The 16,161-nt window shown below is 35.0% G+C and carries 9 protein-coding genes; all 9 read right to left on the bottom strand.

Features of this window, described 5'->3' with window-relative positions; all coding sequences use genetic code 11:
• Positions 1-310 precede the first annotated feature (310 nt).
• On the bottom strand, positions 311-4,546 hold the full coding sequence (locus COC46_RS00410) for a S8 family serine peptidase (RefSeq protein ID WP_098807810.1): 4,236 nt from the start codon (positions 4,544-4,546) through the stop codon (positions 311-313).
• 163 nt (positions 4,547-4,709) lie between these two features.
• Complete coding sequence (locus tag COC46_RS00405; protein WP_098807809.1) at positions 4,710-5,972, bottom strand: helix-turn-helix domain-containing protein; 1,263 nt, start codon at positions 5,970-5,972, stop codon at positions 4,710-4,712.
• Positions 5,973-6,169: 197 nt separating this feature from the next.
• A complete protein-coding gene (locus COC46_RS00400; RefSeq protein WP_098807808.1) occupies positions 6,170-7,579 on the bottom strand; it encodes an N-acetylmuramoyl-L-alanine amidase family protein in 1,410 nt (469 codons plus the stop codon).
• 569 nt (positions 7,580-8,148) lie between these two features.
• Positions 8,149-8,625 (bottom strand): hypothetical protein, encoded by a 477-nt coding sequence (locus COC46_RS00395; RefSeq protein WP_098807807.1) that lies wholly within the window; start codon positions 8,623-8,625, stop codon positions 8,149-8,151.
• A gap of 172 nt (positions 8,626-8,797) precedes the next feature.
• Positions 8,798-9,349, bottom strand: coding sequence for a hypothetical protein (locus tag COC46_RS00390; RefSeq protein ID WP_098807806.1), 552 nt, complete (start codon positions 9,347-9,349; stop codon positions 8,798-8,800).
• Between the two features lie 211 nt (positions 9,350-9,560).
• Positions 9,561-10,022 carry a GNAT family N-acetyltransferase gene (locus COC46_RS00385; protein ID WP_255294769.1) on the bottom strand — a complete coding sequence of 154 codons (462 nt, stop codon included), beginning with the start codon at positions 10,020-10,022 and terminating at the stop codon, positions 9,561-9,563.
• A 1,054-nt stretch (positions 10,023-11,076) separates the two neighbouring features.
• A complete protein-coding gene (locus COC46_RS00375) occupies positions 11,077-11,772 on the bottom strand; it encodes a LamG domain-containing protein (RefSeq protein ID WP_141550855.1) in 696 nt (231 codons plus the stop codon).
• Positions 11,773-12,323: 551 nt separating this feature from the next.
• Complete coding sequence (locus tag COC46_RS00370) at positions 12,324-14,891, bottom strand: hypothetical protein (protein ID WP_098807803.1); 2,568 nt, start codon at positions 14,889-14,891, stop codon at positions 12,324-12,326.
• 15 nt (positions 14,892-14,906) lie between these two features.
• Positions 14,907-15,452, bottom strand: coding sequence for a hypothetical protein (locus tag COC46_RS00365; RefSeq protein WP_098807802.1), 546 nt, complete (start codon positions 15,450-15,452; stop codon positions 14,907-14,909).
• Positions 15,453-16,161: the final 709 nt, after the last annotated feature.

Genomic DNA, 16,161 nt, shown 5'->3' with positions numbered 1-16,161 from the left:
ACGTTTATTAATCCAATAAAAATAATCTTATTTACTGAATTAGTAAATTCGGTCAGAATTAACCTGCATCAAGTTATTTTTCTCATTCTCTCAGTGAAATAAACAGGTCTCTGACTATTTTATCAACGAAAATAAACAGTTTATCAACAAGGTTCACTCCTTTATCAACAAAAATACGTGCTTTATCAACGAAGTTCACAACTTTATCAATAAAGTACACACTTTGTTCGTATTTCTACCTTACGAAAATTCAGCACTAAAAAAACCGGTAACCAATTAATGATTACCGATTTACTAGTTTTCCTATTAACTACTCCAAACCAAGTGCCTCTAAAACATCATCCAATGTTTTGCTCTTATATTTTGTAGCTGCTTTTGGTGAATTGTCATTCCATGGATTTTGCATTAAATAGTTATTGATAACATATTGCATATCTTTAGTATTAACAACGCCATCATAGTTAACGTCAGCATCACGCTTATTTGTATCCCAATATGTTTGGATGTATATCGCATCTTTTACGTCTATGACATTATCTTTATTTACGTCTCCAGCAGGTGCATTTTCATAATAGAGTGCTTTCGAGTAAGGTTTCACTTTCCCATTTTCTTTGAGCCCGATCGTAAAGGTTTTCTTAACAGTGAAATGTCCCGGAATATCTACCTCTAGTGTAAATGGTTTATCCGTTAACGGCAGATTAGATGAAAAATGCCAAGGGAAACCACTATTACTTCCAAACGTGTTTGGATATTCTTTTCCTGCTTCATCTGTCACTTTGACTTTTGCGCCTGCCTTTACATAATCCAATGTTGATGGCTCATCAAGTTGAGGAATCATAAATGCTTCTCCATAAACCCATGATTTCATGAAGGAGTAATTTCGTTCCACCTGATAAGGAAGACTAATACCAAAAGAGGATTTCGTTGTGCTATCCGTATTTGTGTACGATACATTGAACTGTGCTAAACCTAGGCTTACACTGTCAGAGTCATCTTTCACTTTGTATGTTATATCTACCATTGGAACCTTTCCGGAAACTCCTGTTTGAGCTGCATCACCAATTAATGTTGCAGTAATATCTGTTCTATTTGCCATTTTTCCGTTTACTTCTACATCTGTATTCACTGTCTGAATATCTACTTTTCCTTTCAATGTTGCATTTAGTTTAATACTTACTAACTCAGCATTCGATAAGCTTTGATCGAAAAATGAATACACGGCTTGCTTCATATTTACCATATTGTTCATGGAAAGGGTAACTGTCACCGTTTCGCCCGCTTTTACATTTTGTTTATCAGCGATAGCTGTTCCATACGGTGTGCCTTGTTTCACGTAGTATAGGGATTTATGGCCATAGTAGTTCTGTACTGTCGCCATGTTTTCCGCATACATATCCACTTTAAACGGTTGGATTGTCTTGTTCAGCGGGATTTGTGCGGTAAAATTGCCGTCACTGTTCACCGGAACCGAAACAGTCCCCCCTCCTAATAGTTTACTAGGAACCGAATAGAAAACTTTATTATTTCCTTGAGAAGCATTGATACCGCCGGCTTTCATCTCGTCCACATCAGGGTCATAGACGGAACCTGTTAACGATACAACTTGCTGTTCAGGGCTATATTCATAGATACCAGATTCCGAGCTAAGATTGAGTGTAGGCTGGGTAACGCTATAGTAAACAGGAGCGTCTGCGCTGAAGGTTTTTCCTCGATCATTTGTTCCTACGAGCTTGATTTTGTATAATCCTGGTGCAGTTTGTTCCTTATCATATGCAATTGGTTGATCTGGATTCCCCGTTAATGGATAATAAAAACCTTCGTTCATTGCACCCCTTAAATAATATTCAATATTCTCATCCGCACCCATGCCGTCCAAAGTACCAAGGAAGCCAATTTCTTTGTTCGTTTTCGGATCGACAAGGAATAAATCCATCGTACGCATATGAGAATTTAATTGGAAGTTAAGACCGATTGACCATCTTATTCCGTTATACCCCGCCTCTACCGCAGTCGTAAACGTAGGTGGATTTCCCGCAACATGGTCAATTCCTTCTTTTACCGTATGAATAGCAAATGGAATTTTATATGATTCATTAGGATCCTTTTGGTTTGTATATACGACATACCCTTCATACGTTCCAAGTTTCGCGTTTTTAGGAATGTTGATTGTAGCATCCATACTCGCACTGCTATATCGTTTTACTTTTATAGATGATTCAACATCTAATGTAACGCCATTTGCAGCAGCATCTTGGGTTGCTCTAGAGTCATTTGTGAATCGTCCGTCCAATTTTTGGAATTGAACTTTTACATCATATGTTTTATCAACAGAGCTTTTATTAAATAAAGTCATAGAGCGTTGATCTGTTAGATCTTTACCAGAGACAGCTTGTTCTCCAAAACTCAATGCACCAGTAATGTTTTTAATTTGTTTAATTCCTTTACTTGCTAAAGTAGTTGACCCATTATTACTTGCATTATCTTTTACAGTTGAAGTTTTATCTTTTACTTGAATTTCCGTTTGAGCATGAACAGCATCATATGGGTTTACACGCCCTGCACCAACTTCATATACACTGTATTTATCAGATAATGGATCTGCTGTATTCATAAGTGTTGATTTAATATCTGAAGGAGACAAATCTGGGTGAGCTTGCTTTAATAATGCTGCTACTCCAACAACGTTAGGGGTTGCCATTGATGTTCCAGATAAACGCTCATATGCGTATTGATAGTTCCCAATTTGATCTGCCCCGTGCATATAAGAAGGAACAGTAGAGAAAACAGATACACCAGGTGCCGTTACTTCAGGTTTGATATCATATAACACACGCGATGGACCACGAGAGCTAAATGGCGCTAATTTATCGCCCACAGTCACTGTTTGTTTCATATTACTAAATGTAAAGTCTAAAGGTATACCTGCTGATGCACCTAGAGGTAATTTAGCTGCGAGGGCTTTTCCTTGTGCGTTACTCAATAAAAATGTCGGAAGTAAGCCATAAGCGTCTCCAAGGTATACATCTCCCAATGGTTGATCTGCGTCATATAAAACAACAGCTTTTGCCCCATGCGATTTAGCTGTCGCTATGATTTGAGTAATTCCAAAGCTACCTCGTTGCGCAAGCACAACTTTTCCCTTTACATCGATTGGTAAATAACTACCATCCGCTTCACGCTTAAGGTAACTTGGCTCACCACCAAATGATACATTCACCATTTGTAAAGTTTGCCCGTCAAAGTCAGCTACATTATCAGTTAAACCTTGAGCAGCTAGCTTTAAATCCACCGGTATATCGCCTGTTGAATGATGCAATGCACCTGAAAAACTTGGAATTGTAACAGACGTGTCACTTGCACCTACTGTAATTGCTAATGGAGCATTACCAGGAGCCCCAAGTGAATACATTCTGTCCCCAGAGTTCCCTGCTGCGACAATTGCTGTTACTCCCGCAAGTACAGCATTGTTTACGGCAATACTCGTAGGATATAATGGATCATTGTAATTTGCTCCAAGTGACATATTAATGATGTCCATTCCATCTGATACTGCTTTATCAATACCTGCCAAAATTGCAGATGTAGAACCTGATCCGTAAGGTCCCAGAACACGATAAGCATAAATATCAGCTTCCGGTGCAACACCTTCTACAGCAAAATCTGCATTGTTTTTCGCCTGCCCCGCAATAATCCCGGCCACGTGCGTACCATGCTCAGTGTAGTAAGCTTCTCCGCTTGAGCCTAATTCAGGCTGATCAGACTTCTTCCAATCAGCATATGAAGTTTCCATCGGGTCATTGTCATTATCGACGAAATCGTAACCACCTTTAAAAGCACCTTTTAAGTCTGGGTGACTGTAATCAATTCCCGTATCAAGAATTCCGACTTTTACCCCTTTACCTGTAAAGCCTTCTTGGTGAAGCTTTTCAACGCCAGGGAATGTAACCATCGTATGAGTTGCTGCTTGCTTTGTTGCCGTCTCTTTAATTGAAGGTGGCTCTACTTGAACCTGCATATCGCTCCAGACAGCTTTTACTGCGCTAGATTTAAGTAGCGACTTTACTTTGTTAGCTGGTAGAGTCATAGAAACTCCATTAAATGCTTTTTTATATGATCGTTTAATTGAATATGGATTTTTCTTCGCCTTTAATTCACTGCTAAAAATTGTTTTTAAGTCTTTTTGGAACGTTTCATGAGAAGCATCTACTTTTTCTTTTGCATCTTCTGCTGTTAGAGTAACTCCATCAGATTCTGCTTCTAATACTGCAGTCTGTCCAGGCTTGTCCTTAAACTCGACAATGACAGAAGTAAGCTTATCACTTGTTTGGTCGATGTCAGGAGACAATTGAAGCCCATCTTTCTCACTTAGCTTCAATTGTTTGATTGCCTCACGCTGTTGCGGAGTAAGTTTTGCTAATGCTTGTTCAATCTTTGAAGTTGCTTGTGCATGAACTTGGTGCGAAAAGGAGATTGGTGTAATCGTTGTGCTTATAAGTCCTGTTGTTAATGCTAATGTTGTAACATTTCTAAACATTTTCTTTTTCAACTACTATCCCTACTTTCTTTTCTTAATAAGTTCATTATATTGAAACTTGATACAATTTTACTTTCTGAAAATTACGTCAAATTTATTTTTTTTTCGAACTTTTATTTCTCTTACTCTCTTCACACAATCTCAAATTCTTCAAATAAATTAAAACTACGCAAAATTACACGAGATCCTTAATTCCATTAATACTTAATAATTGAATATACTTATTGATCTGCTCGGAAGTCGCATGTTGCTTATATCTCCAGTAAATTAATAAACACTTATTAAATCTTTCCAAATTTCCAATTTTATTTGCTGTAAAAGCTACATCCAGTAATTCATCTAATCCATTTGGAAGCTGTAAGCTTTCACATTGATAAAATGCATATGCATAACGAAAATCCAAATGCATCTTTTGTTTTATCCATGGTTCTACATCTACGGCCAATTCATCAATTGTGTGTTTATATAAAACTAAGATTTTTTTAGCATCATCTAATCGATTCAAGTGAATAAATGCTTCAAGTACCTTTGGTAAACCAACATACACATCCTCTCTATCTTCTAACCAATTAAGATATTGATCTACATATTCAAGCTGTCCATAGTCTAAATAAGAAGCAAATCGATTTCCGATTGCCAGATCAGCAAAATGATCATTAACTTGAGCATATTGTTCTGTTATTTCTATTATTTCTTCTAATGAGCTCCCTAGACGTGCAAGTGCAAAACTTTTATACATAAGAGCTCTCCCATAATACTCTCCGCTTTTAATTAATTTTCTTAATCGTTCAGCGTAGTATAGCACCTCTTCCCATTTCTCACGTCTATAATAGAATGCTGCAATCCATAAATAAGCATCCATCCTTACTTTTTTTGGCAGGCAAAACAAATACTCCAATACATGTGTCAGTGCATTCTGACCATTCTCTGTCATTCTTAAAATATAAAAACGCCTAAAATAACTAATTGCCAACTGTTCTAAATTTTCCTTGCAATCGTTTTTAATCATGACTTCGTACAAAATCAATGCTTTTTCTTCATTTCCAACTTTAAAAAGCTCTTCAGCAACGAAAAAAATGTAATTCAAATAGTCTGTTCGTATGTCTAATTTTTCTGTTGTCATTATTTGTATCAGGTTTTGACACTGTTCCTCATATCCATTCATGAAGCATTTAAACAAAAACTGTACACTTTTATGCTTGTTCAATATTTTTTCTTCATTAAAACATTCTTCCGTAAAATGCGAATAAAGTGCTCCTTCCTCTAACCCAATAGCCTTTGTAATCGCATCCAAATATTTCAATGTAAGCGAACGTTTATGATTTAATATACGGCTTATTTCACTAATATGAATACCTGACCTATGAGCTAAGTCTGTTTTTGTCCAGCCATTCTCCCAGCATATACATTGAATTTCTTCAAATAGAGCTGCGTTCATTCTTCTCACCTACTAATTATTTTCTTATTTAATTCTCTTTGAGTTATTACTTTTCAATTTCATTATATCGAGACTTGATATAATTTTATTTCTGATGATTTTTGTCAATTCTTATCAATTTCTAAGAATTTTTATGAAAAAATACAGAAAAAGGACTCTCCACTCGTTACTTAACGACTTAAGGAGAGCCCCATTAATTAGTATAAATAATATGAATCTACGTTATAGCCTTGAACACTTAAGTAATCTAGTATTCCTAAATAAATCCCTTTTGCTGCTTCTTGCTGCCAGATAGCATCACTTAGTTTTATATTATCTGCTGGATGATCAATAAAGCCTAATTCAGTTAAAATTGAAGCCATTGTTGATTCGCGAACTACTTGGAAATTTCCGCTTTTCGTGCCACGATCCTTTAACTCTAATTTTTCAACTAGTCTATTTTGTATAGTATCAGCAAGTGTCATACTATCCTCTAGTTTTGTTGGAGAAATTGTAGAAGAATTTTTTGTTTCACCATAATAATACGTTTCAGTTCCATTTCCAGAATGTGAGGAAGTTGCATTAGTATGAATACTTATAAAGGCATTAGCTTTTTTAGTTTTCGCAAACGTTACTCGCTGTGATAGTGTTGGATAAACGTCAGTCTCTCGAGTAAAATATGTTTGGATTGGTAGTTCAAGTAAGTAACTTTTTAAAAACTGTGATACTTTTAAGACGATCATACTTTCCTTATAAACATCACCGTTACTAGTTTTAAATGTTGCACCGGGATCACTTCCACCATGCCCTGGATCAATAACTAGAATAAAGTTTTCTAGTTTCATATCCTCATTGTCTTGTTGAATGTATTTTGCACTTACCCAACCAGTAATAGCACCAACTTCAATTTGATACCATCCATCTTTTTCTGCTTTTATTGATACTACGGTTCCGCTAGTAAGTGTCTTAATCGATTCAAAAGTAGTCGAAGGTCCAGTTCTTACATTTAATGCGGAAGTAGTGACGATCCCCATTTTATCTTGGCTACTTGATGTTGAAGTATCCTCACTTGGTGGCTCAGATGTCGGAGGCTTAACTATATTTTCTTCCGATGGTTTTGCTGCAACAGTCTTTTTCACATACTTCGAACTTACCCATCCATCTCCTTTACTTGTTTTTATTCTGTACCAAGTACCTTTCTTTTCCAATACAGAAATCTTTGTACCTTTTTTTAAAGTTGTTAATACTTTACTTGCTGTACTTGAACTCGTTCTTACATTTAGAGATGATGCAGTTGTTTCACCAGCGAATAATACTTTCGGAGCTGACGAAGTAGACTTAACTACTTTAATATAAGCACCTGATGCCCAGCCCGCTTTATTACTATACTTAATCCTATACCAACCATTTTTACTCTCAATGATTGATAATTTATATCCTTTTTTTAATGTCATTACTTTGCTATATGCAGTACTTGGTCCTTTTCTCATATATAAAGAAGTCGCCGTAACTTCACCGGTCTTTGTAGTAGTAGCTTTACTACTATTTACTCCCAAAAATAGACTACTAGTTAGTATAGCTAGAATCATACCGATCTTAAATACATTTTTCCTTAGTTTCAAAAACATCTAACAATCCCGTTGCCATCAATTAAATTTGCTGTTTGGTCTCCAGTTAAAGTAACGATTTTTTCAATCAATTAGGCAACGTTCCTCCTTTCTTTCTTTAAAAAATATAAAAAATTTAATTTTCTGCCCACCCCCCATTTTTAGACTTGTTAATGCAAAAGTTAATATCAAATAAAAATAAAATCTACGAGACTGTTCAGAAAAACTAGTAAATGAAATACTAGAGATGAGAATGAAAAATCATCTACCTAAAAAAGAGAACAATATTTCTAATAGAATCTAAAATAACTGGTCTATATTTATATATCGGTAAAGTTAGCTTTTTTCTTTACTAACTTGTGACGTTTTTTTGGCAAAGACGAATCTCATTTATTTTTAAATAATGACTCTGTTAAAGTAAATTGTTGATTTTTGAACAAAAAATAAGACCACAAAAATTGTAGTCTTTGCTTTTTCTTATATAACTAATGCATTGCGTTAGCCAAACATGAATCCTCAGATTCACAACAGTGAATGGAAGTTTATATCGTACTCCCATGGTAGTTGAATAAGAAAACTTGTATTAATAATTAATTTTGTTTTGTGAGTTTAATTGTTTCTTTATGATTTAACCATTTTACCTCTAATGTAATTTCGTCTGGTGCGTCACTGATACGGTCATATATTTTTGCATTAACCTCACTAGCTGTATGATAATTACCAATTCCTTTCAAAGCTAATGGAAAACTACTTTTCTTAGACTCATCGCCTATCGTTAATACATATTCGATCTTACCTATTTTTGGGGATGTTTGCTCATCAACAGAAGCATTGCGATCCGTTATATATTGGATATACAAAGAATCGAAATTAGATGATTTTACCTTGGAAATTGTATATGTTCCAAACCAATGTTCACCCTCACCGAAATAAAATAGTTGGTTTTTGTGACTATTCTCATTTTCAGTATCAACTTTACTTTTCGTTACAGGTGTATCTTCTTTAGCGCAGCCAACAGTCACAATTAGAAATAAAGCTAAAACGTAAAAAGTTATTAATCTTTTCATACATTCTCCTTACTTCCAAAATCAATATTTAATACTATTCTATTCTTATTCAAAAAATCCTAGTTTTTATTGTAATCACTCAGTTAGCAAAATAAGAAATGACCGACGAATATATCGATCATTAGCCAACAAGCGCATGCGTTGAAGAACATCTACAAATAAATGTATGTTTTTATTCCGTGTGTTCTTCGTCTTTTTCATAGATCTCATAAAATTCAACAAAGACATGCACACTCGTCATAAACCCTGCCATTAGATTATGGTATTCCCTGTTTATTTTCATTCTCGTATGCGTCTTATGTTTTTTGATGTTTTCCATGTGTTTTTTAAATGAGTCGCAATTACCAAGTAAAATGTTTCGATCCTCTACTTCATATGGTGAAATCGTCCCTAAATCCAATTGAATCAGACTACTTCTTGCTTCTTTCACTTTTTTTAACATCTCATCAATGTCTTCAACCGTCATCGATACGTTTTTTTCGCTCATTAACCAGTTTTGCTCGTATAAATTGAGAATTGGTTGGATAGGGTCGTTTGGTTCAACCGTTTGTTTAACTTCATTGACCATTTTTTTGTAGTCTTTGACCGCAACACCATACGGTTCATAGGTTACCGACTTCTTCAGACTAAAAAACGAATACGGATAAAACCATGTAATGCCTAGGAAAAGAATAAAAATTCCTAGCCCTCCAATTTGAATCACGCGCTTTGTGCTTTTTTTCATCCATGTTAGCCTCGTTTTTAAATTTTTTTATGATGATGAACAAATAGCTTATTATTTATATTCGTTCATAAATCCTTAATACCTTCGACCTTGTTCACCTAACGCACTGCGTTTTGAATAAGCTAATTCGATGGATGTAAAGAAACCAACAAATTATGTTGGTTTTCTTAATTACTATTTATATAGTAGACTCTCGAAAATATTAAATGTACTACTTAGTTTTTATAGAATATATATGCTCATCAACGAAACCTTTAACAACCTTTCCAGTATTCTGAAATCCTACTGATACATATAGTTTTTTTGCTTTTTCATTTTCTGGATGGAAGCTTAATAGTATCTCTTCACATTTAAAATGCTTTACCATTTCTCGTATTACTAAGTTTAATCCTTCTTTACCGTACCCTTTACCTTGGTGGTTAAAATCTATCATAAATCTACAAATTTCATATCCTTGTAGTTCTTCTGAATAACCATACATAGTAAATCCTATTAGTGTTTCATTATAATAAATAGCTTTAGTTACCCAATTTCCTTCTATACTAGACTGTGCTAAAGAAAAACAATTGGATGCAATATTTTTTTCGAAAATTTTATTCTCTTGATCATTACCACTTCTCAGCATAACGATGTTAAACCAGTTTTGAATAGTGACTTCTTTTAATACTATCAAGTTGAATACCTCCCTTACATATATATATTTTACCAAAATTCAAACAAATGAAAGTGAATTAATTATATATATTTTTGTCATCAATAAAAAAAGAGCCACAGAAGGGGTTGTTGACAAACTACTTTTTAGTCCTATTCATACAAAATATAGCAATAGAAAAGAAGACAAATCACTATATGCAGTAGTGATTCGTCTTCTTTTTGCTTTGAACAGCTATTTGTCAACAGCCCCAGATTGCTTCACAGTTTTGCGTACATCTTCAATTCCGAAAATGGAATTGAAAATTTAGGTCGCTCTAGAGGAAAAACCGATTTAATCTAGTTAAATTTCTCCCAAGTTATATAACTCTTTTGACTTCTACTACTTAACATTTTTCTCCAGTAACGTTCCGTTATTTTATAGATTTTAGTTATTGTCCAAAGATTACCAGCCATTCCATAGTAGTTATAATGACCTCTAAGAATTTGATTTAGCTTTTCAGTTTGGTCTTTTATTGACCAATGCCTGATGATTCGGAGAGTTTTGTCTTGTTATGCAGACTCATCCTAAAATAGGAACCTCGAATGTGATTCGTGTACCTCAGACCGAGATTTTGTCTAGGGCTTCCTTCAGATTTCATGTCGCCATGAACATCCTTGCCTTCAACTAATTGTTCGCATATCTCAACGCCCATAACGGACTTTCACCGTCAAGTTGATGAACATGCCTGGCACACATAAAAAACGAGCCACTTTTGTGACTCGTGATCTTCAACTATCGCACCAGTTTGTTGCATAACATATGACAAAGATTGTTCATTGCTTCTTCAGTTCAACTATATAATTGACTTATTTTGAACCTAATGGAACTTCCTCAAAATGTGACAAGTGTCCTATGGCTTCTTTTGCCATAGGACACCTTATCGCATAGCTCTGTATCTCTACTGAACAACCTTAGAATATCTTCTTCTATTATACTAGTAGAGCTCCAAGTATCGCTGTGTTTGATGGTGGAAGGGTCAACCATCATCCTAATTTACTATTTTGCAAATAGGTTGCTGGAGCTGGATTTTCTGTTATTGCTGGTCAAATACAGGAGTGATTCCATTTAAGGACGCCACAAAATTTTGGTAATCAATTGCTACTTCTGCATCACTAATCCCTCTGTCAAAAATATTTACATAGCTAACTTTACCTTTGAAGAAATTGTATCTGTCTTGGAACCCCTCTGAATCTGCTCCGATAAACAAGTCCATAGTTGGATTCATTAGTAGCCCCATTGGAGAGTCATCCGTGTATCGAGCCGTTTCGGTAGCTACAAGTTGTCCATCTAGGAACATTTTTAACTGATTTTGATCGAAAGTAATCGCAACATGGTGTGGAACGCCTAAACTGATTGGTGCTGCTAGACCCTCATAATCATCTGCCTTAGCTCCATACATCGAAAAGTGAAGTTTCTTGTCAGTATAGTTGTAATATAGTGCGTAACCTCCATTTTCATAAGTGCTTAAAATGTACGCCTCTATGCCGTTATCGTGAACTTTATCCCCTTTTGTAGAACCAGGCAACGTCCAAGGATGAATGTCTGAATCAATAGAAAATGCAGTTTCAATAGAAAGCTGTTGGACATTAAAAATACTTGAATTCACACTTACCCTTGCTTCAGAGGATGGGGCGCCTCGATGACCTTCCCCAGTAAGAACGAGAACATCTTTTTTAAATATCGGGTCGTAAGTAACAGTTGCCCCTGTCATTATAAGGTAAAGAATCAATAGTACCTGTTCCCTATAGTACTGCAGAAGCCACGCTCGCGGTTAATACGCTTAACATTTTTCTGTTTCTATTTTTCCCCATGTAACCTAACCTCTCCCTTTCCTAATAAATGGTAAACTAATATATTTGCAAAAATGTTAAAGTTTCGCACTGATGTCTTAACTTCAACATTTAGTACACTAATCTGTATTTCAAAATGAATCTTTTAAAATTTCTCAACTATCTAGTTTAAATTGAAAGTTTAAAATATTGAGAAATAACACTTAATACAAATTATAGGCTAGGTCACAATTCGAGTACCTTTGGGGAATATCTTATTAAAGATGATTGGAAAAGAGTTCAATTCACCATTTGTCACCTCTAAAAAAAAAGCGAGAAATCCTCCTCTAAGGTATGTCGAGGGAAGACGCCACAAAAACGTATGAAAAGTAAAAATATGTTTTTAAGTCACCTACTTTTCATGGAGTTACAATTTCTTCTTCAAGACAACTACCCTAGATAGTTCTCGCTAATTTTTTTATATACTGAATTGACCCAACCTCTACTCCAACTATTTCACTTCTTCAATCATTTCAAAATAGCGTCCAAACCAGTATGGTAATGTGTAGGTGCTACTACTGAACATTGTTCCAGCTTTATAGTTATAGTTCGGATTTTTTGAATAAATTACACCATTCTTAGTTCGTTGGAACGGATTTATGTTGTTCTTATGAACATTTTTTTCATCAAGTGGCAATGGGTAGTTCGTTTGTGCCCTTCCGCCATCTCGATCATTTGGTTCAATATAGAAAACATCTTGTCGATCGTATTGAGAATCGAAATTTATCTTCAATGCAGGCGTTCTATTTAAATACCTCGCAGCTGATTTTAAATCAACTGTAGTGTCATCTGGTTTTGCTAGTTGATACAAGAACGTATAGAAAGGATTCTCCTCACGTTTTTCGTTTTCATACCATTGACTGAATGCATCAGTAATCTGATTGTGTCTTACTGGATCTTTTTCTTGCATAATCAGCTGATAGACTGGGAACCAGCAAAGCTGCTCATCGGAGTAATTAATGTATTGTGTCCAATCATTGTGTACGGTGCCGTTAAGATTTGAATCTTCTTGTACGTCACCAGTATATAAAGAAAAGATATTGTCATAAGTAACTATTTCTTTTGTACTTCCAGTGAGGTTATAACCCCATGTTGCTTGACGAATGAGACGACGCTTTTTATATTCTTGCGCCATATTTATATAGCCTTTCCCGTTTACATAAGGTGCTTCAGAACTAAATGTTGAATCATAAGTTAAATCATAAGCAGATTTGAACTTCTGATGGTCGGTAGGATATTTTTCTTTTGACACAGTAGCTGCTGTTTTCAAAATAGCCATTAGATCTAAAGCCTTTAGTGGTCCATCTTCAAAGCCATAAGACAATGCATCCGTTCCATCTGGATAAACACCGACATTGTCCTTCCAAAGAGGCTGTTGCTTTATGAGACCAATGTTATCATTGACATATTTTGCTGACCATTTCGCCCATTGCGTACTCTTTCCGGTTGCATCCTCAATATAATAGTTATCATTCTTTAATAGGAGATTTGTCATTTTCACCGTTGCATCTTCAATTAGGTCTTTCATTTGAATTAACTCTGGTGTTGAATCGTCGCAAAGTAGAGTATAAGCAGTGTAATACATTGCATAAACCCCTGCTATTCCGTCAGAAGACGTGTCGGCTTTGTAAGCGATTTGGTTTAAATCAATATAACCATCATTTGCGATTGCACTTTTTGGGAATAAATCATTAAAAAATTGTGGTATTTTTTCATAGACTGGAACGGTTAATTGGAATAATGGTTTATTTGTTGCATTCGTTGTTTTATCATCTTTTGCCGTATTTTTGTTTGATGCATTTGTAATTACAGGCATCACCTGTTTATTTCCATTAGCGTCAAGCACATAAATATCTGTACCTAGTTTTTGCCCTTCTGGACGCGTTTTATTAAGCTCTTCAATTGCTTCTTTAGTTAATTGATACCCGTTAAAACTCTTTGGATCATTTTGATCTGCACCAGTATAAAGTTGATCCCCAAATTTTGTTTGTGCATCTTTTGTCACTCGAACTAAGGAATAACCAATTGGTTGTTTGTCAGATCTTTGCATACTTGGAATAATACTGTTTGGATTAGGTGATCCATCCATGATGTATTTAAACCATAGGCCACCCTGTGTTTGGTAGCCAAAATCTGTGCTACCTGGCAATTCACTCGTTAATGCATATGTTCTAACTGGGAATCCATTGTCACGTCCTGAAACATAGTTTAATAAAAGCACAGCTTTTGTAGCCCTAATAGCGGCATCTTTTGCTGCTTGTATTTCTGCGCTTTGCGCCGAAGTAGGATTTTTTCCGTATTCACGCTTTAAAGTTAGGTAACGATAAGTTTCTCCAATTCCATAATATGCTGTCCAAAGATTATCATTATCAACTGGCCCAGGATTACCGGCAAAAGTACCTGTAGGAGAATTGTAATCTACATACTTTTTATTTGAATCAGTTTCAGTAAAAGTGAATGAAGGATCTGCAATATTTCCACGACGATCAACTACTGATACAAACTTTTCCATATAGTCTGCTTTTTCTTTCAAAGTCTTCTTAGGCATTGCAATATGAGTTACACCAAACTCGTTTTTTACCCAAATGCCACCGTCTCCATCAGTTGCAAGCTGTAGTACATTGTCGTCTCCACCATAAAGATATCTTGGACCTGCAAAATATTGAACAATATCTCTTTCATCTTTTTCACTAAAATCAACACGTTGTAAACCTGTTTTTGTCCCAATCCAATAAACACCGTCCGCATCTTTGATTGTGCTATTGACGTCTCCAATTACCGAGGTTGGAAGAAAGTCTAGTGCTTGAGAGTTTGTGATCCAATTCAGATTTGTTGGGATAGCAGGATCCCCAATCTTAAAATAAGTGGTTTCTTTTGTACGAACTGCTTCTAGTTTTATAGGTTTATATTTTGCACTCGTTGGAGTGCTACTTGGAGCATTATCTTGCGCAAAAACTTGCAATGGGAGTAGAACACTCGTTAATCCAATTACTAGCATTTTTTTTGAGATTTTCTTCATCGATTTGCTATCCTCCTATTTATGAATTAGATGTGATACACCAGTTTCAGTTATAGCATAAACCCCTTCATGCCCATCATTTATTAAAAGAAGGACCTTATCATCAAGTAAGCTCCCATCTGCCTTTGTATAGCTTTTTATCTTTTTACTCTTAAGATTAGTCATCGTAACCCCTTTGTCTGTTCCGACCCATAGAAAATTACGTGTCTTGTCTAGAACCGATGTGTTCACAGACCTTAATGAAGCAAAAATAGATGGTTTTATATTGAAATCTGAATTTACAAAAGTAGCTGCATTTTTAAGATTTGGCATATAAGTACTCTTATTTGCTATCCCTGGATTATATGTAGGATCCTGTAAAAACTGAATATACTGCTTTACCAAACCTTGTGCCCCTTGATCATCAAAGGAACTCAAAACTCGATTGTAATTGTATTTCTCATTTGAATCCGCCTTTACATTCACTTTAATGCCAGTCAGAATCAGTCCAAACACAAGTAAAGAGCAAACTATTGCTGATAAAGCTATTTTAAATAGATTGAAGCCTTTTTCTTCGCTCATTTCCTTACCCCCTTGTATAGTAGTTAGTACAACTTAAATCGTACATTCATCCTAAGTGTTAGTAAATTGGGGGATTTCTCACGAATCTATACATACATTTTTTGACAATTTCACGATGAAAAATGTCAAAAAAACATTATTTACCATGAAATTAGTATTATATTGTAATATTAGGTTATAAATATTGGCGAAATAATAATTCTAATAAAAATACTTACTTATAATTTTGGGGTAATTAGGAGGATTTTCTTATAGATGTTATAAATTCACTGGTGAATAGAAAGTGAGGAATTTTACCAGGTAACTTGGAAAAAAAACTCATTGAAAAAATGGTCTAAAAAAAAGGTCCAAAGCTATGATTTATGCACCACACTATATTGAATAAGAAAATGGTATTTTAGGCTAAATAAAAACCCCCAATACTTATAGCATTATAAGTTAACCAATTTAATTCTGGATATTTTAAATTCAGTAAAGAACTTTTTTATTCAATAACATCATCATTTCTATTCTGTAATATAATGAATTGGTCAGAAAAGTAAGGATCATAAAGTTACTAGAACATTGTTCAATTTCTTCCAACGTACCAATAAAGTCTATTTTTTCACGATAATAGCGGTCAATGTTATTGCATCAAAACTATTCATGATACGAAGAATCCGTGCCAATACTGGTATTTCTTCGCCTTCTAACTTTTCTAATAGAAGTT

This window comes from Bacillus sp. AFS041924 (assembly GCF_002577195.1).
In the GTDB taxonomy this organism is placed as follows: domain Bacteria; phylum Bacillota; class Bacilli; order Bacillales; family Bacillaceae_G; genus Gottfriedia.
Note: the sequence above shows the minus strand (reverse complement) of the source record. Positions and strands in the feature narration are given on the sequence as shown.

Excerpts from the sequence above, each read along its gene's own strand:
- COC46_RS00370 (WP_098807803.1), bottom strand. The coding sequence starts at position 14,891 with ATGAAGAAAATCTCAAAAAAAATGCTAGTAATTGGATTAACGAGTGTT.
- COC46_RS00365 (WP_098807802.1), bottom strand. The coding sequence starts at position 15,452 with ATGAGCGAAGAAAAAGGCTTCAATCTATTTAAAATAGCTTTATCAGCA.
- COC46_RS00400 (WP_098807808.1), bottom strand. The coding sequence starts at position 7,579 with ATGTTTTTGAAACTAAGGAAAAATGTATTTAAGATCGGTATGATTCTA.
- COC46_RS00395 (WP_098807807.1), bottom strand. The coding sequence starts at position 8,625 with ATGAAAAGATTAATAACTTTTTACGTTTTAGCTTTATTTCTAATTGTG.
- COC46_RS00390 (WP_098807806.1), bottom strand. The coding sequence starts at position 9,349 with ATGAAAAAAAGCACAAAGCGCGTGATTCAAATTGGAGGGCTAGGAATT.
- COC46_RS00405 (WP_098807809.1), bottom strand. The coding sequence starts at position 5,972 with ATGAACGCAGCTCTATTTGAAGAAATTCAATGTATATGCTGGGAGAAT.